At 64.0% G+C, this 18,694-nt stretch carries 18 protein-coding genes; 13 read left to right on the top strand and 5 right to left on the bottom strand.

What is annotated here, in order from left to right:
• The first annotated feature begins 187 nt into the window (after positions 1 to 187).
• The gene (locus tag AWB76_RS05985) at positions 188 to 2,320 is read left to right on the top strand and encodes a hybrid sensor histidine kinase/response regulator (RefSeq protein WP_061159206.1); all 2,133 of its coding nucleotides are present in this window, start codon (positions 188 to 190) and stop codon (positions 2,318 to 2,320) included.
• Between the two features lie 60 nt (positions 2,321 to 2,380).
• Here AWB76_RS05985 and AWB76_RS05980 read toward each other — a convergent pair whose 3' ends face one another.
• Positions 2,381 to 2,560 (bottom strand): hypothetical protein, encoded by a 180-nt coding sequence (locus AWB76_RS05980; RefSeq protein ID WP_061159205.1) that lies wholly within the window; start codon positions 2,558 to 2,560, stop codon positions 2,381 to 2,383.
• A gap of 303 nt (positions 2,561 to 2,863) precedes the next feature.
• Between AWB76_RS05980 and AWB76_RS05975 the strand changes: the two genes are divergently transcribed.
• From AWB76_RS05975 to AWB76_RS05960, 4 genes are read left to right on the top strand one after another with little or no spacing between them, the layout of a single operon-like run.
• Entirely contained in the window at positions 2,864 to 3,643 is a 780-nt protein-coding gene (locus AWB76_RS05975) for an acetoacetate decarboxylase (protein WP_074171294.1), read from the top strand.
• 21 nt (positions 3,644 to 3,664) lie between these two features.
• On the top strand, positions 3,665 to 4,447 hold the full coding sequence (locus AWB76_RS05970; RefSeq protein ID WP_061159204.1) for a 3-hydroxybutyrate dehydrogenase: 783 nt from the start codon (positions 3,665 to 3,667) through the stop codon (positions 4,445 to 4,447).
• Positions 4,448 to 4,462: 15 nt separating this feature from the next.
• Positions 4,463 to 5,719 carry a DUF3734 domain-containing protein gene (locus tag AWB76_RS05965; protein WP_061159203.1) on the top strand — a complete coding sequence of 419 codons (1,257 nt, stop codon included), beginning with the start codon at positions 4,463 to 4,465 and terminating at the stop codon, positions 5,717 to 5,719.
• Positions 5,720 to 5,778: 59 nt separating this feature from the next.
• Entirely contained in the window at positions 5,779 to 6,159 is a 381-nt protein-coding gene (locus AWB76_RS05960; protein ID WP_061159202.1) for a VOC family protein, read from the top strand.
• A 4-nt stretch (positions 6,160 to 6,163) separates the two neighbouring features.
• Here the strand turns inward: AWB76_RS05960 and AWB76_RS05955 are convergent, their stop codons facing one another.
• Positions 6,164 to 7,099: a LysR family transcriptional regulator gene (locus AWB76_RS05955; RefSeq protein ID WP_061159201.1), complete on the bottom strand. Its 936-nt coding sequence runs from the start codon at positions 7,097 to 7,099 to the stop codon at positions 6,164 to 6,166.
• Positions 7,100 to 7,216: 117 nt separating this feature from the next.
• Between AWB76_RS05955 and AWB76_RS05950 the strand changes: the two genes are divergently transcribed.
• The 6 genes from AWB76_RS05950 (at position 7,217) to AWB76_RS05925 (ending at position 14,225) form a co-directional block, all read left to right on the top strand.
• Entirely contained in the window at positions 7,217 to 8,635 is a 1,419-nt protein-coding gene (locus AWB76_RS05950; RefSeq protein WP_061159200.1) for a M20 family metallopeptidase, read from the top strand.
• A 32-nt stretch (positions 8,636 to 8,667) separates the two neighbouring features.
• Positions 8,668 to 9,945, top strand: a complete 1,278-nt coding sequence (locus AWB76_RS05945; RefSeq protein ID WP_061159199.1) for an MFS transporter — start codon at positions 8,668 to 8,670, stop codon at positions 9,943 to 9,945.
• A 254-nt stretch (positions 9,946 to 10,199) separates the two neighbouring features.
• A complete protein-coding gene (locus AWB76_RS05940) occupies positions 10,200 to 10,508 on the top strand; it encodes a DUF4148 domain-containing protein (RefSeq protein ID WP_061159198.1) in 309 nt (102 codons plus the stop codon).
• Between the two features lie 271 nt (positions 10,509 to 10,779).
• A complete protein-coding gene (locus AWB76_RS05935; protein ID WP_061159422.1) occupies positions 10,780 to 12,480 on the top strand; it encodes a DNA-binding protein in 1,701 nt (566 codons plus the stop codon).
• 13 nt (positions 12,481 to 12,493) lie between these two features.
• The gene (locus tag AWB76_RS05930) at positions 12,494 to 12,889 is read left to right on the top strand and encodes a hypothetical protein (protein ID WP_061159197.1); all 396 of its coding nucleotides are present in this window, start codon (positions 12,494 to 12,496) and stop codon (positions 12,887 to 12,889) included.
• Between the two features lie 79 nt (positions 12,890 to 12,968).
• A complete protein-coding gene (locus AWB76_RS05925) occupies positions 12,969 to 14,225 on the top strand; it encodes an NYN domain-containing protein (RefSeq protein WP_074171293.1) in 1,257 nt (418 codons plus the stop codon).
• Positions 14,226 to 14,246: 21 nt separating this feature from the next.
• Here the strand turns inward: AWB76_RS05925 and AWB76_RS05920 are convergent, their stop codons facing one another.
• The 3 genes from AWB76_RS05920 to AWB76_RS05910 all read right to left on the bottom strand — a co-directional run bounded on the left by AWB76_RS05920 (position 14,247) and on the right by AWB76_RS05910 (position 16,971).
• Positions 14,247 to 15,659 carry an HdeD family acid-resistance protein gene (locus AWB76_RS05920; protein ID WP_061159195.1) on the bottom strand — a complete coding sequence of 471 codons (1,413 nt, stop codon included), beginning with the start codon at positions 15,657 to 15,659 and terminating at the stop codon, positions 14,247 to 14,249.
• 149 nt (positions 15,660 to 15,808) lie between these two features.
• On the bottom strand, positions 15,809 to 16,594 hold the full coding sequence (locus AWB76_RS05915; protein WP_061159194.1) for an alpha/beta fold hydrolase: 786 nt from the start codon (positions 16,592 to 16,594) through the stop codon (positions 15,809 to 15,811).
• A gap of 29 nt (positions 16,595 to 16,623) precedes the next feature.
• On the bottom strand, positions 16,624 to 16,971 hold the full coding sequence (locus AWB76_RS05910; RefSeq protein ID WP_061159193.1) for a DUF4148 domain-containing protein: 348 nt from the start codon (positions 16,969 to 16,971) through the stop codon (positions 16,624 to 16,626).
• A gap of 420 nt (positions 16,972 to 17,391) precedes the next feature.
• On the opposite strand from AWB76_RS05910, the gene AWB76_RS05905 reads away from it, so the two are divergent.
• A complete protein-coding gene (locus AWB76_RS05905) occupies positions 17,392 to 18,306 on the top strand; it encodes a helix-turn-helix domain-containing protein (RefSeq protein ID WP_061159192.1) in 915 nt (304 codons plus the stop codon).
• Positions 18,307 to 18,316: 10 nt separating this feature from the next.
• Entirely contained in the window at positions 18,317 to 18,694 is a 378-nt protein-coding gene (locus AWB76_RS05900) for a DUF3331 domain-containing protein (RefSeq protein WP_061159191.1), read from the top strand.

The raw sequence follows: 18,694 nt of genomic DNA, 5'->3' as shown, positions 1-18,694 counted from the left end.
AAAATACTGCCTGTTTCTGAACGAAAAAGTACGTACAGGCGGTACTCTACGCCGATCACGCGACGCGTCATCCGGTTGATTTTGCCGAGCGGTCTATCGCCCGGTGTTTAAGGCGCACGTAGCGAATTGGGGCGGCGATATTCGCTATAAAATGCCTGCCTTCCTACCGCTTGCGTCGTCGATCAGCATGAAGCCGCCCAATACCGATTCGGCGTCGCTCGCCATCGTGCGTCGCCCGCTGCCAGACGAATCGCAGCAGGACGTCATCGATCTTCTTCAGGCAGATCTGAGCGAGCGCCGTATCCTGCACGAACTCTGTCTGCATCTGCTCGTGAATCGGGACGCCTCCAGTTTTTATCAACGCACCGTCGACGCGGCAAAGGAACTGCTGCGCTCGGACTTCGCGAGCATTCAGTTGCTGAGCCGGCGCGAGGACGGCGGCGAAGTGCTGCAACTGATCGCGCAGCACGGCTTCACGCCGCTCGCCTGCGAGCGCTGGCGCGAAGTGGACGCCGATTCGACAACGAGTTGCGGCGCCGCATGGGCGGCGAGCGATCGCGTCATCATTCCCGATATCGAAGCGTCCGAACTGGTGCGCGGCACGACCGACTATCTGATCTTTCGCGAGACCGGGATTCGCGCGGTGCAGACCACGCCGCTGCATTCGCGCACCGGCGTGCTGCTCGGCATGATCTCCACGCATTGGCGCGACGTGCGCGAGCCGGACGTGAAGCAATTGCGTCTCCTCGATGTGCTCGCGCGGCAGGCGGCGGATCTCGTCGAACGCGCGATACAGGAAGAGGCGCTGCGCATGAGCGAATCGCGCTTCAGGGCGCTGGTGACATCGGCGTCGTATTCCGTGTATCGCATGAGCGCGGACTGGAGCAGCATGCGCGCGCTCGACGGCCGCGGCTTTCTCGCGGACACCTTGTCCGACAGCGAAGAATGGCTCAACACGTACATTCATCCCGACGATCAGCCCGTCATTTTGCGTGCGATAGAAGCGGCGATGGCATCGCGCAACTTGTTCGAGCTCGAGCATCGCGTGTTGCGCGCGGACGGCACGTTCGGCTGGACCTTGTCGCGCGCCGTGCCGATCTTCGATAACAACGGACACGTCACCGAATGGTTCGGCGCCGCGACCGATGTCACCGCGCGCAAGGACGCCGAGCGCGCGCTGCGCGAAAGCGAGGCGCGCCTCATGGAAGCGGATCGCATGAAGGACCGCTTCCTCGCAACGCTTGCGCACGAGCTGCGCAATCCGCTCGCGCCGATCCGCAACGGTTTGCAGATTCTGCGCGTGAGCAAGAACGCCGATCAGGCCGGCAATGTGCTTTCGATGCTCGATCGCCAGGTCGATCACATGGTGCGTCTCGTCGACGATCTGATGGAAGTGGCGCGCGTCACGAGCGGCGCGCTCGAGCTTCAACGCGATCGCATCGATGTCGCCGATGCGCTGAAATCGGCGCTCGAACTGAGCCGTCCCGCGGTCGAAGCGGGCGGGCATACGCTGCAAGTGTGCTTCGCGCCGGAACGCATGATCGTCGATGGCGACGGCGTGCGGCTCGCGCAAGTGTTCTCGAATCTCATCAACAACGCGGCGAAGTATTCACCGACGCCGGATCTCATCCAGGTCTCGCTCGCCCGCGAAGACGATGCGGCGGTCGTGCGCGTCGTCGATCATGGCATCGGCATCGCGCCGGGCGATCAGGCACGGCTTTTCACGCTCTTCGGGCGGCTGCGGCCATCGGCTGCCATAGGCGATGGACTGGGCGTCGGGCTTGCGCTTGCGAGGCATCTCGTCGAATTGCACGGCGGTGCGATTTCCGTGAAGAGCGAAGGCGCCGGATCGGGCAGCGCCTTTGCCGTTTCGCTCCCGCTGCTGGCGAGCGGCGAGGCGATCGCGCAGAACGGCAAGCACGCCGACGCACGCGGCTACGGCGGCCTCAAGGTCATAGTGATCGACGACAATCGCGATGCCGCCGAGAGCCTCGGTTCGGTGCTGAATCTGCTGGGCTGCGAGGCGTCGGTGTTCTACGGCGGCGCGCAGGCGTTGCAGGCCATCGACCGTGTCGCGCCTTCGCTCGTGCTGCTCGATATCGGCATGCCGGAGATGGACGGCTATGCGGTCGCTCGCCAGATTCGCGCGTGTCATCGTCATCGCGATGTCATGCTCGTCGCCGTGACGGGCTGGGGTCAGGCCGAGGACCGGCTGCGCACGAAGGAAGCCGGCTTCGACGATCACCTCGTGAAGCCGGTCGATATCGAAGTGCTCGAAGGCATGTTGAGCCTCGCGGCGCGACGGATCGAAGCCGCCTGATATCGCACGGCGCGCGATGAAAAAGGCACGGACGCCCGTGCCTCTATGGGCAGTGCCGCGTTATTGCGTCTGCGAGGCGGGCGGCGTGCTCGACTTCTTGTGATGATGCTTCTGGCCTTTCTTGTGATAAGCGGGCCGCGGCTTGTTGTCGGGATAATCCGCGGCCGCGAACGACAGCGTCGGCGCCGCGAATGCCGCCAGCACCAGAAGCACGAGAGATTTTTTCAAGGACGTTTTCATCGGAGGCTCGCTTGAAGGAGATGGCTTCAAAAGGGACAACGCAATGCGTGGGCCTCGATCGCGCTCACGCGTTTGAGAGCCGCGCGGCATCGGTTCGGTTCCTGCCGTGTCTGCGCTGCTGAAGCAACAGTATATTGCACAAAAAAATGCAATTCGTCAGTGCGCGTACATAAGGCTTTGACGCAGCGGGTTTTTTGTCGTTTCGCACTGCTTCGATAGAGGCGCGACCGCTGCCTGCCGTCAGCGACAAATGTCATCAACTGCCTCTACTATCGTGCCTGTTTTCAACTCAGGAACGATCCAGTGAAAGAAGACGACATCCGCAGGAATGCGTTCGCCATGCCTGTGCACAATCCCGCCTACCCGCGTCCGCCGTTCCGCTTCCTCAATCGCGAGTACTTCATCATCTCCTACGAAACCGATCTCGACGCGCTGCGCGCCGTGGTTCCGGAGCCGCTCGAAGTCGACAACGGTCTCGTGCATTACGAATTCATCCGCATGCCGGATTCATCCGGTTTCGGCGATTACACCGAAAGCGGCCAGGTGATCTCCGTGATCGATCCGGACGGCAGGAAGGGCAGCTATACGCACGCGATGTATCTCGACGACGAAGGTCCGATCGCGGGCGGCCGCGAGATCTGGGGCTTTCCGAAGAAGCTCGCGTCGCCGCGTCTTTCCGTCGATGGCAAGGACACCTTGCTCGGCACGCTCGATTACGGCACGCAACGCATCGCGACGGGCACCATGGGCTACAAGTATCGTCCGCTCGATCTCGAAGCCGAGCGCAAGAAGCTCGCCGATACCCCGAACTATCTGCTGAAAGTGCTGCCGCATGTCGACGGCACCGCGCGCGTGTGCGAGCTCGTGCGCTTCTTTCTGCGCGACGTGAGCGTGATCGGCGCATGGGAAGGCCCGGCCGCGCTCGAACTGCACGCGCATGCGCTCGCGCCGGTCTCGGCGCTGCCGGTGCGCAAGGTCGTCGGCGCGCGGCATGTCATCGCGAATCTCACGCTCGATATCGGCGAAGTCGCGTATGACTATCTCGCGCCGCACGACGAGCTCAAGCTCGCGGTCAATCAATAACAACGGCAAAGGAGTCATCGAATGGCACTGCAAGGAAAAGTCGCGCTCGTGACGGGCGCAGCGAGCGGCATCGGCGAACAGACGGCGAGAAAGCTCGCATCGGATGGCGCGGCGGTCGTCATCGCCGATCTGAATCTGGCGAACGCGCAGCAGGTCGCGGACAGCATCGTCGCGGCGGGCGGCAAGGCGATCGCCGTGTCGATGGACGTGACGAGCGAAGACGCCGTGAACGCGGGCATCGAAGAGACGGTGGCGAAACTGGGCGGCATCGACGTGCTGGTGTCGAACGCGGGCATTCAGATCGTCGCGCCCATCGAAGAGTATGCGTACGCCGACTGGAAGAAGATGCTCGCGATCCATCTCGACGGCGCGTTCCTCACGACCAAAGCCGCGATCAAGCACATGTATGCGTCGGGCAAGGGCGGCTCGATCATCTATATGGGATCGGTGCATTCGCACGAGGCATCGAAGCTGAAGTCGGCCTATGTAACGGCGAAGCATGGCTTGCTCGGGCTCGCGCGCGTCGTCGCGAAGGAAGGCGGATCGCGTGGCGTGCGCGCCAACGTCGTGTGCCCCGGTTTCGTGCGCACGCCGCTCGTCGAGAAGCAGATTCCCGAGCAGGCGAAGGCGCTCGGCATCTCCGAAGACGAAGTCGTGAAGAACGTGATGCTGAAGGAAACGGTCGATGGCGAATTCACCACCGTCGCCGATGTCGCGAATACGGTCGCGTTCCTCGCGGGCTTCGAATCGAATGCGCTGACGGGGCAATCGGTCGTCGTGAGTCACGGCTGGTTCATGCAATAACGATAAGGAGAATCCATGCGCCGCAGTCGACGCAACACACTCACGCAGGCGAACCACGTCGCGCTGCCGGACTACGATGACGTTTGCCTCGTGCTGCAAGGCGGCGGCGCGCTGGGTTCGTATCAGGCCGGCGTGTTCGAAGGGCTCGCCGAAGTCGGAATCGATCCGACATGGACGTCGGGCATTTCCATCGGCGCACTGAATACGGCGATCATCGCCGGCAATGCGCCCGAAGACCGCGTGGCCGCGCTGCGCGGCTTCTGGAACACGATCTGCCAGCCCGCGGATCTCGTCGGGCACGTGGGCGCGTTCATGCCCGCGGCGTTCGGCTTTGCGAATATCGGCCGCAAGTTTTCGAGCATGTGGGCGGCGGCGCGCGCGCTCACGGAAGGGCAGAAGGGCTTTTTCTCGCCGCGCGTGCAGTTGCCGCTGACGCATACGAAGAGCAGGCGTCCGAGCGACGTCAGCTTTTACGATACGTCTGCATTGCGCGCGACGCTGCTGCAGTACGCGGATTTCGATCGCATCAACGATGGCGCGATGCGTGTCTCGGTGGGTGCGGTGAATGTGCGCACGGGCAATCTCGTGTACTTCGACAATACGAAGATGCGCCTCGCGCCCGAGCACTTCATGGCGTCCGGCGCGTTGCCGCCGGGCTTTCCGGCTGTCGAGATCGACGGCGAGTTCTACTGGGACGGCGGGCTCGTATCGAATACGCCGTTGACGGAGATTTTCCGCGAAAGCCAGCACAAGGACACGCTCGTGTTCCAGGTGGACCTGTGGAGCGCGCGCGGCACGTTGCCGGGCGATTTTCTCGATATCAGCGAGCGCACGAAGGACATTCAGTATTCGAGCCGGACGCGCGCGATCACCGACTTCGTTTCGCACAACCAGAAGCATGCGCGGCTCATCAAGGAACTGCTGGAGCATGTTCCGGAGAAGGTGCGCCGCTCGCATCCGCTGTTGCGCGAGGCGCAGAAAGTCGCGGATGGCGGCGCGGTGAACGTCGTGCATCTCATCTACAAGAACAAGTTCTTCGAAGGGCACTACAAGGATTACGAGTTCAGCAACGACACGATGGGCGAGCACTGGGCGAGCGGGCTGGAAGATATTCGCCGCTCGTTCGGGCATCCGGAATGGTTCGAGGTGCCGAGTCACGATCTGGGCTTCGTGACGCACGATGTGCATCGGTTTGAGCCCGCACCGCAGGCGACGGCGGAGATGCCGAAGGCGGCGGTGCAGAAGCTGGACGACGTGGTCGAAGGCGTTTGAAGTCCTCGCGGGTTTCATCTACTCTGACTAGCCTTGTCACCACGCCTGCGAGGCATGTCATGCCCGACTGGAAACCCGCGACTTATCCCTCCGTCAGTCCTTATCTCGTCTGCGCGAACGCGGACGAGATCATCGCGTTTCTCGAACGCGTATTTGAAGCCGAACTGCTGCGCCGCTTCGATCGTCCCGATGGCTCGCTGATGCACGCCGAAGTGCGCATCGATGACAGCGTCGTGATGATCGGCGGCGGCGCGACCGATCAGCAATCGCAGGGTCCGCACATCCACGTGTACGTGCGCGACGCGCAAGCCATCTACGACCGCGCGATTCAAAACGGCGCGCAGAGCGTGCAGGCGCCCGAGCGCAAACGTGCCGACGACGACTTCCGCGGCGGCTTTCGCGACAGCGCCGGCACGACGTGGTGGATCGCGACGCAGTGACTCGCTAACGCTTTTTTCTCGTCGCGCGCGCGGCCGGCGCACCCAGACTCTCGCGCAACGCGGCGGTCAGCGTCTTCAGAAACTGATCGACGGCAGGCGGCAGACGCCGCTCGCGCATCACGGTGACTTGCAGCAGACGCTCGTTGAGCAAGGGCTCGTCGATGGGCGTCGCGACGAGCGTCGGCGGACCCGGATCGCCTTCGAGCGCCACCGCGCTGCCGAGCGTGATCGCGCCGGTGAGCGCGGCGAAATGATGCATCGCGCTCGAGTTGTTGCTCGTGAGGACCGGCTCCAGATACACGCCGCGCGCCGAGCAGCACCAGTCGATCAACTGGCGCACCGTGGTCCCGCGATCGAGCACGGCGGTCGGATATTGAAGAACATCGTCGAGCGTGATGCTGGTCTTGCTGGCCAGCGGATGCGTCGGCGGCAGCAGCGCGCAAACCGGCGCCTTCACGCTGTATTCGACGCTCAATGCCGTCGATGTCGACGTCGAAAACGCGAGTCCCACATCGACTTCGCCGCTCGCCACCCAATGCTCGACTTGCCCCGGCGTGCCCGAACGCATCACGAAACGCGTGCGCGGATGCTCGCGATAACGCGACGCCATCACGCTCGGCAAAAAGCAGCGCGTGAAGCCTTCCGTGCAGCCGATGCGCACGATCCCGAGCCCGAGCGCATGCCGCTCCGATATCTCCGCGAGCACCGCGTCGCCATCCATGAGCGCGCGGCGCGCGTGCTGCACGAGCAGTTCGCCCGCTTCGGTCAGGACCATGCCGCGCGGCATGCGCTCGAATAGCGGCGTGCCCGCCTGTTCCTCCAGCTTTGCGATCTGCCGGCTGATCGCCGATACCGCGACGTGCAGCGTCTCCGACGCCGCCGCGAGGGAACCCGAGCGCGCGACTTCCACGAAGTACTTGAGTGCGATGCCATGCAGCACGATGCTTCCCCGAGCGTTGCCTTTTTGGCAATGCTAGTCGCAAATTTTGAAATTGTCGCGAATTTTTGACGTTTCTAGACTTGGCCGGTATGGGTAGACACCACTTCCGGAGACGTCGTGAAAGAACCGCAAAACACTCGCGAAACCGCCATCGCCATTGCGTGCAAGACATTCGATTCCGGCGCGTTTTTCGCCGATCTGACGCGCCGCGTCGCGTTTTGCACCGAGAGCCAGAACGGCGAGAACCCCGCGCTGAACGCCTATCTGACCGATGAAGTCAGCGACACGCTCGCGCGTCTCGGTTTCACGGCGCGCGTCATCGGGAACCCGGTCGCGGGCGGCCCGCCGTTCCTGATCGCCGAGCGCCACGAGTCCGGTGATTTGCCGACCGTGCTGACCTACGGTCACGGCGACGTCGTGCGCGGCTACGACGAGCAATGGCGCGCGGGCCTGAAGCCGTGGGAAATCGTCGTCGATGAAGACCGCTGGTACGGTCGCGGCACCGCGGACAACAAGGGCCAGCACTCGGTCAATTTCGCGGCGCTCGCGGCGGTGCTGGAGGCGCGCGACGGCAAGCTTGGTTACAACGTGAAGGTGATTTTCGAGACGGGCGAGGAAATCGGCTCGCCGGGTCTCGACGAAGTCTGCGCCGCGCACAAGCAGGCGCTCGCGGCGGATGTGTTCATCGCGTCGGACGGGCCGCGCGTATCGGCGGAACGTCCCACGCTCTTTCTCGGCTCGCGCGGCGGCGTGCCGTTCGAACTGACGGTGAATCTGCGCGAAGGCGGTCATCACTCGGGCAACTGGGGCGGCGTGCTGCGCAATCCGGCCGTCGTGCTGTCGCATGCGATCGCGAGCCTCGTCGATCGTAACGGCGCGATCGTCGTCGAAGGATTGCGGCCGCCGCCGATTTCCGATGCGGTGCGCGAAGCCCTCGCCGATATCGAACTGGGCCGCGACGAAAGCTCGCCCGAGATCGATCCGACATGGGGCGAGCCGGGCCTCACGCCGACCGAACGCGTGATCGGCTGGAACGCGCTCGAAGTGCTCGCGATGAAATCCGGCAACGCCGATGCGCCCGTCAACGCCATTCCGCCGTTCGCGAAAGCGGTGTGCCAGTTGCGCTTCGTCGTCGGCACGGATTGGGAGAATCTGCAGACGCATCTGGAACGCCACTTCGCGGCGCACGGCTTCGCCGAAGTGACGGTCAAGGCGACGCGCGGCACGCCGGCCACGCGCCTCGATCTCGACGATCCGTGGGTGCACTGGGCGCTCGATTCGATGCGCGCGACGACCGGCAAGAAGCCCGCGCTGCTGCCGAACCTGGGCGGCACCGTGCCCAACGATGTCTTCGCGAAGACGCTCGGCCTGCCGACGCTCTGGGTGCCGCATTCGTATCCCGCCTGCAACCAGCACGCGCCGAACGAACACGTGCTGGGTTCCGTCATGCGCGAATCGCTCGGCGTGATGGCGGGCCTCTGGTGGGACTTGGGCGAGATGGGCGCGGCGATCGTCGCCACGCGCCGCGCGCATTGATATCGACCGAACGTCATTGACGACACGCTGACATGATGAACAAAAAGCCCCTGAGCCTGACGCAGATCGTGCTTGCCACTTCGGTCGGCAACGCGCTCGAATGGTTCGATATCGCGATCTACGCGTTTTTCGCGGTGTATATCGCGAAGAACTTCTTCCCGGCCGCGAACGAGACGGCGTCGATGCTGCTCACGTTCGGCTCGTTCGGCGCGTCGTATTTCGTGCGGCCGATCGGCGGCATGGTGCTCGGCGCATACGCGGACAAGCGCGGGCGCAAGGCCGCGCTGATGATGTCGGTCGGTCTGATGATGATCGGCACGGCGATCATCGCGGTGATTCCGCCGTATGCGTCGATCGGCCTGATCGCGCCCGCGGGCGTGTTCATCGCGCGGCTGATTCAGGGCTTTTCGGCGGGCGGCGAGTTCGGTCCGTCCACGGCGATGCTGATCGAGCACGCGCCGAACCGCCGCGGCCTGCTCGCGAGCTGGCAATTCGCGACGCAAGGGCTCGCGACGCTGCTCGCGTCGATCTTCGGTTTCGCGCTCGCCAAGCTGATGCCCGCCGCCGAACTCGCCGCGTGGGGCTGGCGCATTCCGTTCTTCTTCGGCTTGCTGATCGGGCCGGCGGGTCTGTTCCTGCGCCGCTATCTGCAGGACGCGGCCGATTTCACCGAGGCGGCGCACACGTCCACGCCCGTGCGCGATGTCTTCACGCAGCAGAAGTCGTTGCTGCTGATCTCGATCGGCGCGCTGACGGTATCGACGGCGGTGAACTATCTATTGCAATACGTGCCGACGTTCGCGATCCGCGAGCTGCATCTGGATGCATCGACGGGATTCGCCGCGAGCACCGTCGCGGGTCTGATGCTGACGCTGGTGACGCCGTTCGCGGGCCATCTTTCGGACAAGATCGGCCGGGTGAAGCAGATGTCGACGGCCGCGCTCCTGCTCTTCGTGACGGGTTATCCGGCGTTTGCGTATGTCGTGTCGCATGTGTCGGTGGCGGCGCTCTTTGCGCTCGTCGCGTGGCTCGCGCTGCTGAAGGCGATCTATTTTGGCGCGCTGCCGGCGCTGATGTCGGAGATCTTTCCGGTGTCGACGCGCGCGACGGGCATGTCGATCGGCTACAACATCGGCGTGACGGTGTTCGGCGGCTTCACGCCCGCGATCATCATCTGGCTGCTGAGTGCGACGGGCAGCAAGGCCGCGCCGAGCTTCTACATGATGTTCACGGCGGTGATCAGCCTCGCGGCGCTCGCGGCGGTGAGCCGCGGCAAGGCGTATCCGCGCGAGGAGCGTTTCGCGGCTTGACGGCCGTCTGGCGCGAGGGGCGTGCCGCCGGGCGCCCCGCGCGCGATTCAGATCGTTTCTTTTTCCGATACCGATAAGCCGGTTTTGTATCGCACTGTATCCGCACCGAATGCCGACACACGACGTTTCATAATCCGCGTCTCGCGAAACAAGCCAGATACGTCCGCGCGTTCAAATACCTCCAAGCCGAACGATTCGCAACACACGGCGAATCGCCAAGACGGCCTTCCATTTACATACTCTGGAGGTAAGTCATGAAACTCGTTCAATCGCTCATCGTCGCCGCTGCTGTCGCGCTTCCCGCTCTTTCGTTCGCTCAATCGAGCCAGCCGCTCACGCGCGCCGAAGTGCGCGCGCAACTCGTCGAACTGGAACAGGCCGGCTACGACCCCGCCAGCGACCAGACGCAATATCCGCAAAACATTCAGGCCGCTCAGGCGCGCGTGGACGCCGCGAAAGGCCTGACGGCATACGGCGCGCCGGCGAGCGGCGGTGCCGCGTCGGGCGCGCGTCCGGCGGATACGGACGTCATCGGCCTCGGCCCGGTTTTCGCGAAGCCGTAATCCCGCCGATTCACCGATTTTCGGCAGCCCGGACCGATTACGCGTTCGGGCTCGATGCATTTTGGGAAATAACCCGTTACGTCTCAATATCAAGGCCATTCAGGCGATACACTCACGCTGAAAAAATCCCAATTTCGACGGCATGTAGCCTGCTGCGGAATGGTGAAGCCCGAAAATGGGTATCATCCATTTCCGCCCCGCGCGGATTCAGCCGAATGTAACAACGTATCGCAGTTTTTTGAGTGCGACGCCATTGATTTTCGAGGCGCTTATGCCCACAGACGTAGACAACATCACCGACGAACAGATTGCGTCGATCGCCGATCGCCTGACCGAAGAAGGCCGTAAGGTTTCCCCCGTCACCGTTTGGACCGAAGCCGGACGCGGCTCCATAGTCGCCATTGCCGCCGGCCTGCAGCGCTGGCGCGAGGCGCGTTCTCCGGACGCGCCGCAGCAGCAGGCGCAGACCGGACTTCCCGACGACCTTGCCGAAACCCTCGTGAACGTCGCGCGGCGGCTTTGGACCGTCTCGCGCGACGAAAGCGAACGCATGTCCGGTCAGCGCCTGTCCGCCGTGAACCAGCGGCTTTCGACCGCGATCACGGAACGCGACGAAGCGCTCGCCGAATTCCAGAAGACCGGCGACGAGGCTGCGAAGAGCCGTCAGCAGATGGCGGAAACGATGAGCGCATTGCGGGCCTCGGAGGAATCCGCCGCGCGTCTGCGCGAAGAGTTCGACGCGGCCACGGCGCGCGCGCAGGCCGCCGAGACGCGCGTCGCGGAAGCGGCGCAGCGCGCATCGGCGGAACACGCTCAGCTGGAAGCCGTGAACGCGTCGCTCGAAGAAGAGCGTCGCGCGAAAGAAGCGCTCAACGCGGCGCTCTCGGCCAGGGACGAGGACATCGCCCGTATTGCGCAGGAGCGCGACGAGGCGCGTCAGCAACACGGAACACTGCACGCATCGCTCGCGGACAAGGACGAGGAACTCGCGCGCATCGCCGGGGAGCGCGACGAGGCGCGTCAGAAGCACGAGCAGTTGACCGCATCGCTCGCGGACAAGGATCAGGAACTGGCGCGCATCGCCGGGGAGCGCGACGAGGCGCATCAGCGGCACGAGCAATTGAACGCATCGCTCGCCGACAAGGACGAGGAACTGGCGCGCGTCGCCGGCGAGCGCGATCAGGCGCGTCAGCAGCACGAAGCGCTGAGCCTCGCATCGCAGGAGAATTCGGAGGAAGCCGAGCGCTGGTCGAAGCTCGCGAGCGCGGCACATGCGCGTTCGCAGGCTGCCGAGGCGCAGGCGGGCGAACATCTCGCGCGGGTGGCCGCACTGGAAGCAGAACTGAACGAGGCTCGCGCCGCGCTCGCAGCGGAGCGTGAAAGCGCGGCTGCGCGCGACGCGGAGCTTGCGACGCAACGCGATCACGCCGGCCGTGTCGGCGGCGAGCTGGAAGAAGCCCGCAAGCAGATCAGCGCGCTGATGGAGCAGAAGGCCGAGCAGGGCGCGGAACTCGCGCGCGCTTCGAACGACATCAACGCGTTGCGCGAGCGCGCCGAGACCGCCGAGAAGAACGCGACCGATCTCGCGAAGCGTCTCGTCGAAAAGGAGCAGGGCGACGAGTCGGAACTCGCATCGCTGCAGCGTCAGGTGGCGGCGCAGGCGAAGGCGCATTCCAAAGCGTACGACGACCTGCGCGCCAACGCCGAGCAATGGGTCACCTACGCGAAGGATTTGCGCCAGCGCCTCGACGTGGCCAACGAGAAGATTCTTTTCATCGATGCCCGCAGCACCGGCGAAGTCGCGCTCATGCGCCGGCTCGCGGTCGAACTGGAGCGTCTGAAGCCCGATCACGAGCTCGTTCTCCGGGAGGCGCAGCAGAAGCTGATCGGCGACAAGATGGCGCAGCAGCTCGCGCAGAAGGGTTATCGCTACGATCCGGCCACGGCGGTGATGTCGAAGATCGAAACGTAATCCTCGCGTGACGATGCAGACGCAGACCCTCACCGTGACGATCGATCGCGACTGGCGCGAGCTCTACGACGCGATCTGGCGTCCGGAAGTCTTTCCGGCGTGGGCGTCGGGGCTCACGCAGTCGACGCTCGAAGACATGGGCGATCACTGGCGCGCACGCGGTCCGGAGGGCGACGTGACGATCCGCTTCACCGGACACAATGCGTTCGGGATCATGGATCATCGCGTGTATCTGCCGGACGGCGCCGAGGTCTACGTTCCGTTGCGCGTCTATCAGAACGGCGCGGGCGCTGAAGTGGCGCTCACGCTGTTCCGTCAACCCGGCATGTCCGACGGCACATTCGCCGCCGATGCCGACTGGGTCCGCCGCGATCTCGCCGCGCTCGCCGCGCGTTACGGCAAGGCCTGATCCGGCGTCGCTCATCCCGTCAGCGTCGACACGCTATCATGTGCGCATTCCAAACATGCCGCACGGGCGGGAGAATCATATGGCTGGACCTCAGGAAAGCGTCAGCATGGCGTTGTTCTGCGACTTCGAGAACGTCGCGCTCGGCGTTCGCGACGCGAAGTACGAGAAATTCGACATCAGACCCGTGCTCGAACGCCTGCTGCTGAAGGGAAGCATCGTCGTCAAGAAAGCTTATTGCGACTGGGATCGCTATAAGGGCTTCAAGTCGGCGATGCACGAAGCCAGCTTCGAGATGATCGAAATTCCGCACGTGCGCCAGTCGGGCAAGAATTCCGCCGATATCCGCCTCGTCGTCGATGCGCTCGATCTCTGCTACACGAAATCGCATGTCGATACGTTCGTCATCATCAGCGGAGATTCCGACTTCTCGCCGCTCGTGTCGAAGCTGCGCGAGAACGCGAAGAAGGTGATCGGCGTGGGCGTGAAGCAATCCACGTCCGATCTGCTCGTCGCGAATTGCGACGAATTCATTTTCTACGACGACCTCGTGCGCGAGCAGCAACGCGCCATCGCCAAGCGCGAGCAGCGCGAAACGAAGCGCGCGCCCGAGGAAGAGCGGCAGCCGAAGCATGAGATGGAGTCGCGCAAGTCGCAGGCGATCGCGATTACCGTCGAGACGTTCGAGGCGCTCGCATCGGAGCGCGGCGAAAGCGGCAAGATCTGGGCATCGGTGCTGAAGAGCGCGATCAAGCGCCGCAAGCCGGGCTTCAGCGAAACGCAATACGGCTTTCGCGCGTTCGGCAATCTGCTCGACGAGGCGCAATCGCGCGGCTTGCTGGAAGTCGGCCGCGACGATAAATCCGGCGCGTTCGTGTTTCGCTCCGCTCAAACCGTGCAGGTCGCGCCGATGGATGTGAGGCCGGTCGAGTCGCAGGCTTCCGCTCCGGCTCCGGCGAAAGAACACGAAGGCGCGGCAAACGGCCGGCGCAAGGAGAAGCGCGGCGGGAGAAAGCCTGCACGCGCCGCTGCGCCCGAACCTGTGATGGCCGTGGAAGAAACGTTCGCGCCCGCGCCGGTCGAAGCGCACGCGCCCGAGCCGTTTGTCGAACCTGTGGCGGAAATCGCGGCGGCACCGACACCCGCACCGAAAAAGCCGGCCACGCCGCGTCGCGCGCGCAAGACTGCGGCGAAGCAGAGCGTTGCCGACGTGCCGCAGGACAGCGCTCCGATCGCAGCCGAACCCGTTGCCGATGCGAAGGCCGGGAAGCCATCGCGCAAGACGTCATCGCGGGGAAGCCGGGCGCGCAAGTCCGCCGAAAAGACAGGCGATCAGTAAGCCGATCGAATCGAGCCCGCTTCAGCCGGTGCGCTGCTCAGCCGTCGCCGAAGCGGCTTCCTCCTGAGCGCGTGCCGCCGCGTGCTCTTCGGCGCGCCAGCGCTGCCGCGAGCGATACATCGTCGCGACCGCGATGCGCGCCATCTTCACCCAGCCCGAGTGACGCGGGTCCGCCAGCATGCTGAGCGCGCGCGCATAGTCGAGCGTGAGGCCCGGCGTCCAGGCCATCGTCGCGGCGCGCTTGCGTACTTGCGCGGCGACCCATAACTCGGGCGTCGTCATGATGCGCACGAGCGGTTTCCATCCGCCACCCTTGCCCCACACGCGCGCCGACGCGCCTTCGATCGCCGCTTCCAGCGCCCGCGCCACCGAGCTCGAACAGTTGCGGTAGGTGAGGTTGTACGTCGTGTCGCGCCGATACTCCTGCCAGAAGCGCGCAAGCCGCACCGGATCGTAGTTGCGGATGCGCACCCGGTGCGTCGACGCGCACCAGGCTTTCGACTCCGTTTCGTAGTCCGGCTGAAAGAGGCCGGGCACGTCGTTTTCGCGCGTCGCGCGCAAGGTGCGTGAAAATTCGTTCGGCGAACGGTCGATCTCGACCGCCGGATACAGGCTGATGTACACGCCCTCGGGCGACTCCAGCGCGGCGTGGCCGGTCGAGATGGTGCCGTTTCTGTCGACGGCGGCGATATAGCGATCGACGATCAACTGTCTTCTCGGCTGCGATTTCGCGCTGCCGACGGGCGTCCACACATGCACCGTCAACGCGGCTTCGTCGGGCGCGGGCGGCCCGTCCCAGACCGCGCCCGCGAACGAAGGCGCGGCCGGAGCCGTGTCGTCCTGCGTGGCCGTATCGTTCGGGCCATCCACGGCGGGATTCGCCGCCATGCGCCGCACGCGCGCCGCGAGCAGGATCATGTTCCAGCCGCCGAAAAAGAGTCCGAACGCAACGCAGTACGCGACGGTGCCCGCATAGTGATCGGGATAAGGCTGATAGAAAAAGATGGCGATGGCGATTTCGAGCACGCCGCCCGCCATCGCGATCCGCCATTTGCGAAAGCGCACCACGCGCGCCGAGATGATCTGCAAGGCGCCATCGACGAGAAAGAGCGTGCCGAAGATCAGCGACAGCACGAAATTGCCGTGCTCGCCGCCGAACAGCACGAGCAGCGCCGACAGGCTGAAAGTCGCGCCTTTCACATAGCGCAGCTTGCGTTGACCGCCCATGCCGGTCCATGCGACGGCCAGCGTGGCGAGGCCTTCGAGCAACATCATCAGCACGAAGGGCACGATGGGAAAGTAGAGCGAGCCGTCGAGCGCGTCGGTGAAGATGACGCCGCCGAGCGCGATACTGAGCAATCCGAGCGTCATCACCGCGCGCCAGCGCGTGCGCAGATAGTCGACGCCGAGAAGGATCATCACGAGCCGAACCATCGCTTCCTCCGTCTGGTCATTCGATGCTTCGTGCGGGACACGCGCGGCCACACACTATTTAAAGCATTGACGGGGACGACGGCAAGTGCCGAAAACGCAGAAGAATGCGCGCGACGTCAGGCTTGCTTGCCCGGCGCCGCGCGTTTTACTCACTGCACCGCATGTTTCGCGGCATCTTCGATTACGGCCGCGACCTGTTGCGGCTTCGATTCGTACACGGAATGGCTCGCGCCCGGAATGACTGTCGTGTGACTGTGGGCACGCGCGTAATACCAGCGTTCGAGATCGGGATTGATGATCTTGTCGCCGCCCGCGACGATGCCCCAGCTCGGTTTCGTCGTCCATGCCGCGGCGGTGAGCGGCGTCGTGAAGACCTGCGCCGCCGTCAGGATCTGCGAGCGCGATTCGAACACCGCCTGCCTGAGCGGCAAATCCGCGGCGAAGTCTTTCGGGAAGACGGCGGGATTCAGATACGTGTAGCCATCCGCTGTCTTTTTCACGGCGTCCGTCTGCTTCGCGAGGAAGCTGGGCGTTTTCTTGCCGAGCGCGCCTTCGTCCTCGCCCACGTTCGGCGCATGCGCCGCGACATAAACCAGCCCGGCGACGTTCGGATGAACGCCCGCTTCCGTGATGACCGAGCCGCCGTAACTATGGCCGACCAGAATCGCCGGCCCGTCCTGCAGATCGAGCACGCGCTTGGTCGCCGCGACGTCCGCTTCGAGCGAGGTCAGGGGTTCCTGCACCATCGTGACGTGGTAGCCGTCGCGGCTCAGGATGTCGTAGACCGGCTTCCAACCCGAGCCGTCGACCCACGCGCCATGAACGAGCACGATGTTTCTGACAGGCGCGTGAGCGTCCTGAGCCATTGCGCCCGCCGATACGAACAGACCGGCCGACAACGCCAGCATCGGCGCTGCTTGCAAGATTCGCTTCATTGAAAGACTCCGCTAGTGCGAATGATGGATCAGCTGCCGAAGAACGGCTGGCAGAAGTCGACCGGTCCGACGCACGCGCTCTTCATCGCGACATGCTTCGATGCACCCGATGCCGACGCGCTGCTGCCAGTCCGCACGCCGCCATAGGATGGCGTTGCGTCGGCATGCGGTGCGGCTATCTTGGCTTCAGCCGCCTGAATGTCCGCCGGATAGTACGGATCGTTCGCGAGCGCGGGGTTATAGCCAGCGTGCTCCACGGCGACGAGATCGGCGCGGACCTGTGCACGCGTCACGGGACCGTTCGATTGCGCGAAGGCGAGAGCGGGCGCTGCGAGCGTGGCGGCAACGAGGGTGAGGCTGACGAGGTGCTTTTTCATGATCGACTCCAGAGTGAACTGAACTAATTAATTAATCTGGTATCCGAAATAAAATCCTTTTTTCGGCTTCCCTTTCCAAGGCCGTTGGTCCGTGTTCGTGTCGCGACCTTGACGACACTGTATCGGCGGGTGCGCGCCCCGGCTACACCTACGAAGGGGCGAGACCGCAGCAACCATCGGTGCATCGGCTAAACGTTCGCATGGCGCGCAGGCCGTCGAACGAACCGTTCGGCTGCGTCACATGCAACACGCGGATGAGCTGGCTCATGCTTGCGTCTTACGTGCTCATACGAAGGTGTTACCGGCTCGCGATGTGCGTATCAAACCTTGTTATAGGTTGACGCAATCCTATGTACGGCTAGGCGCGCGGGTTCCGTTTGATTAACTTCGAGTCAACGCAGTTAAACCCACGGACTCGTCATGACGCTCAATCTGCCAACACGCCCACCGATCGATCTGGAAGACCAATGGCGCAGTCCGGTGTCCGATCTGCACGCGCATCGGATATCGATGTCGCGCTGGCTGCATCCGGGCGAATCGCCGCTGGAGGTGTCGAACGAAGGCAACGGCGCGTTTCATTGCATCGGCCTGAATCTGAAGTGCACGTCGCTGATCTTTCGTCACGCGGGCCGCAGGCTGCTGCATGGACGCGTGCCCGCAGGCGTCGCGCAAATCACAGCGCCCGCAACACGCGTGAGCGCCGTATTCGAATCAGCGATGGACGTGCTGCATCTGTTCGTCCCGCAACGGGCATTGGCGGAGTGTTACGAAGACCGGTTTCATCGTCCGCATGCGGGCGATATCGTTCTCGACGACCCGAGGCTGATCCGCGATCCCGCGCTCGAACGGCTCGGGCAGGCGCTCGCCGTGTGCAGGACCGAAGGCGCGGCGCTCGGCAACATGTTCATCGAGAGCGTGAGTCTCGCGATCGTGTCGCGGCTCGTCGCGCGTCATTTCGCGCTGCCCGCTGCCCGTGAACGCGAACCGTCGGCCTTGCCGCAATGGCGCATCGATCGCGTCGCCGAATTCGTCGATGCACATCTCGCGCAGAACATCAGTCTCGCGGATATCGCGTCGAGCACCGGCCTCACTCGCATGCATTTTGCGGCGCAATTCCGCCGTGCGACCGGCATGCGACCGCATGAATTTCTGCTTCAGAAGCGCATCGAACGCGCGCAGGCGCTGTTGCGCACGTCGACGCACAGCATGCTCGACGTCGCGCTGTGCTGCGGCTTTCGTTCGCAGGCGCATTTCACGACCGTTTTCAAGCGCCTCGTCGGTGCGACGCCGAAGCGCTGGCAGACGATTTCGCTCGACCACGCCACTCTTCGCTAAGGAGCCCAACATGGCACAAGCAGCAATCGCCCTCGATCCGTGGACGCAAACCGTCGTTCAATTGAAGTCGTTGAGCAGAGGCGTGGGCTTCGAACCGCCGTCTCCGATGCGTCCGGTCACGAAGATCGATGATCGCCGCGTCGCCGTGAAGCTGATCGAGCGTCCGTCGACGACGACTGCGACGATCGAATGGCGCGACTCGACGCGCTGTTGCTACGGCGATCAGGTGTGGCGCGCGATGCGTGCGCGCACCGCTGGCGTGTGTGCGATGAGCGGCGGTCAGATCCATCCCGGCGATCGCGTCTATGCGCCGAATCCGCGGCCGGTTCCGGGCAACGCGGGCGCGATGATTCTGGCGTCCGTGCTCGATCAGGCGACGCCGTGTTGA

Source organism: Caballeronia temeraria (assembly GCF_001544795.2).
GTDB lineage: Bacteria > Pseudomonadota > Gammaproteobacteria > Burkholderiales > Burkholderiaceae > Caballeronia > Caballeronia temeraria.
The sequence above is the reverse complement of the archived record's forward strand: the minus strand, read 5'-3'. Positions and strand labels throughout refer to the sequence as shown.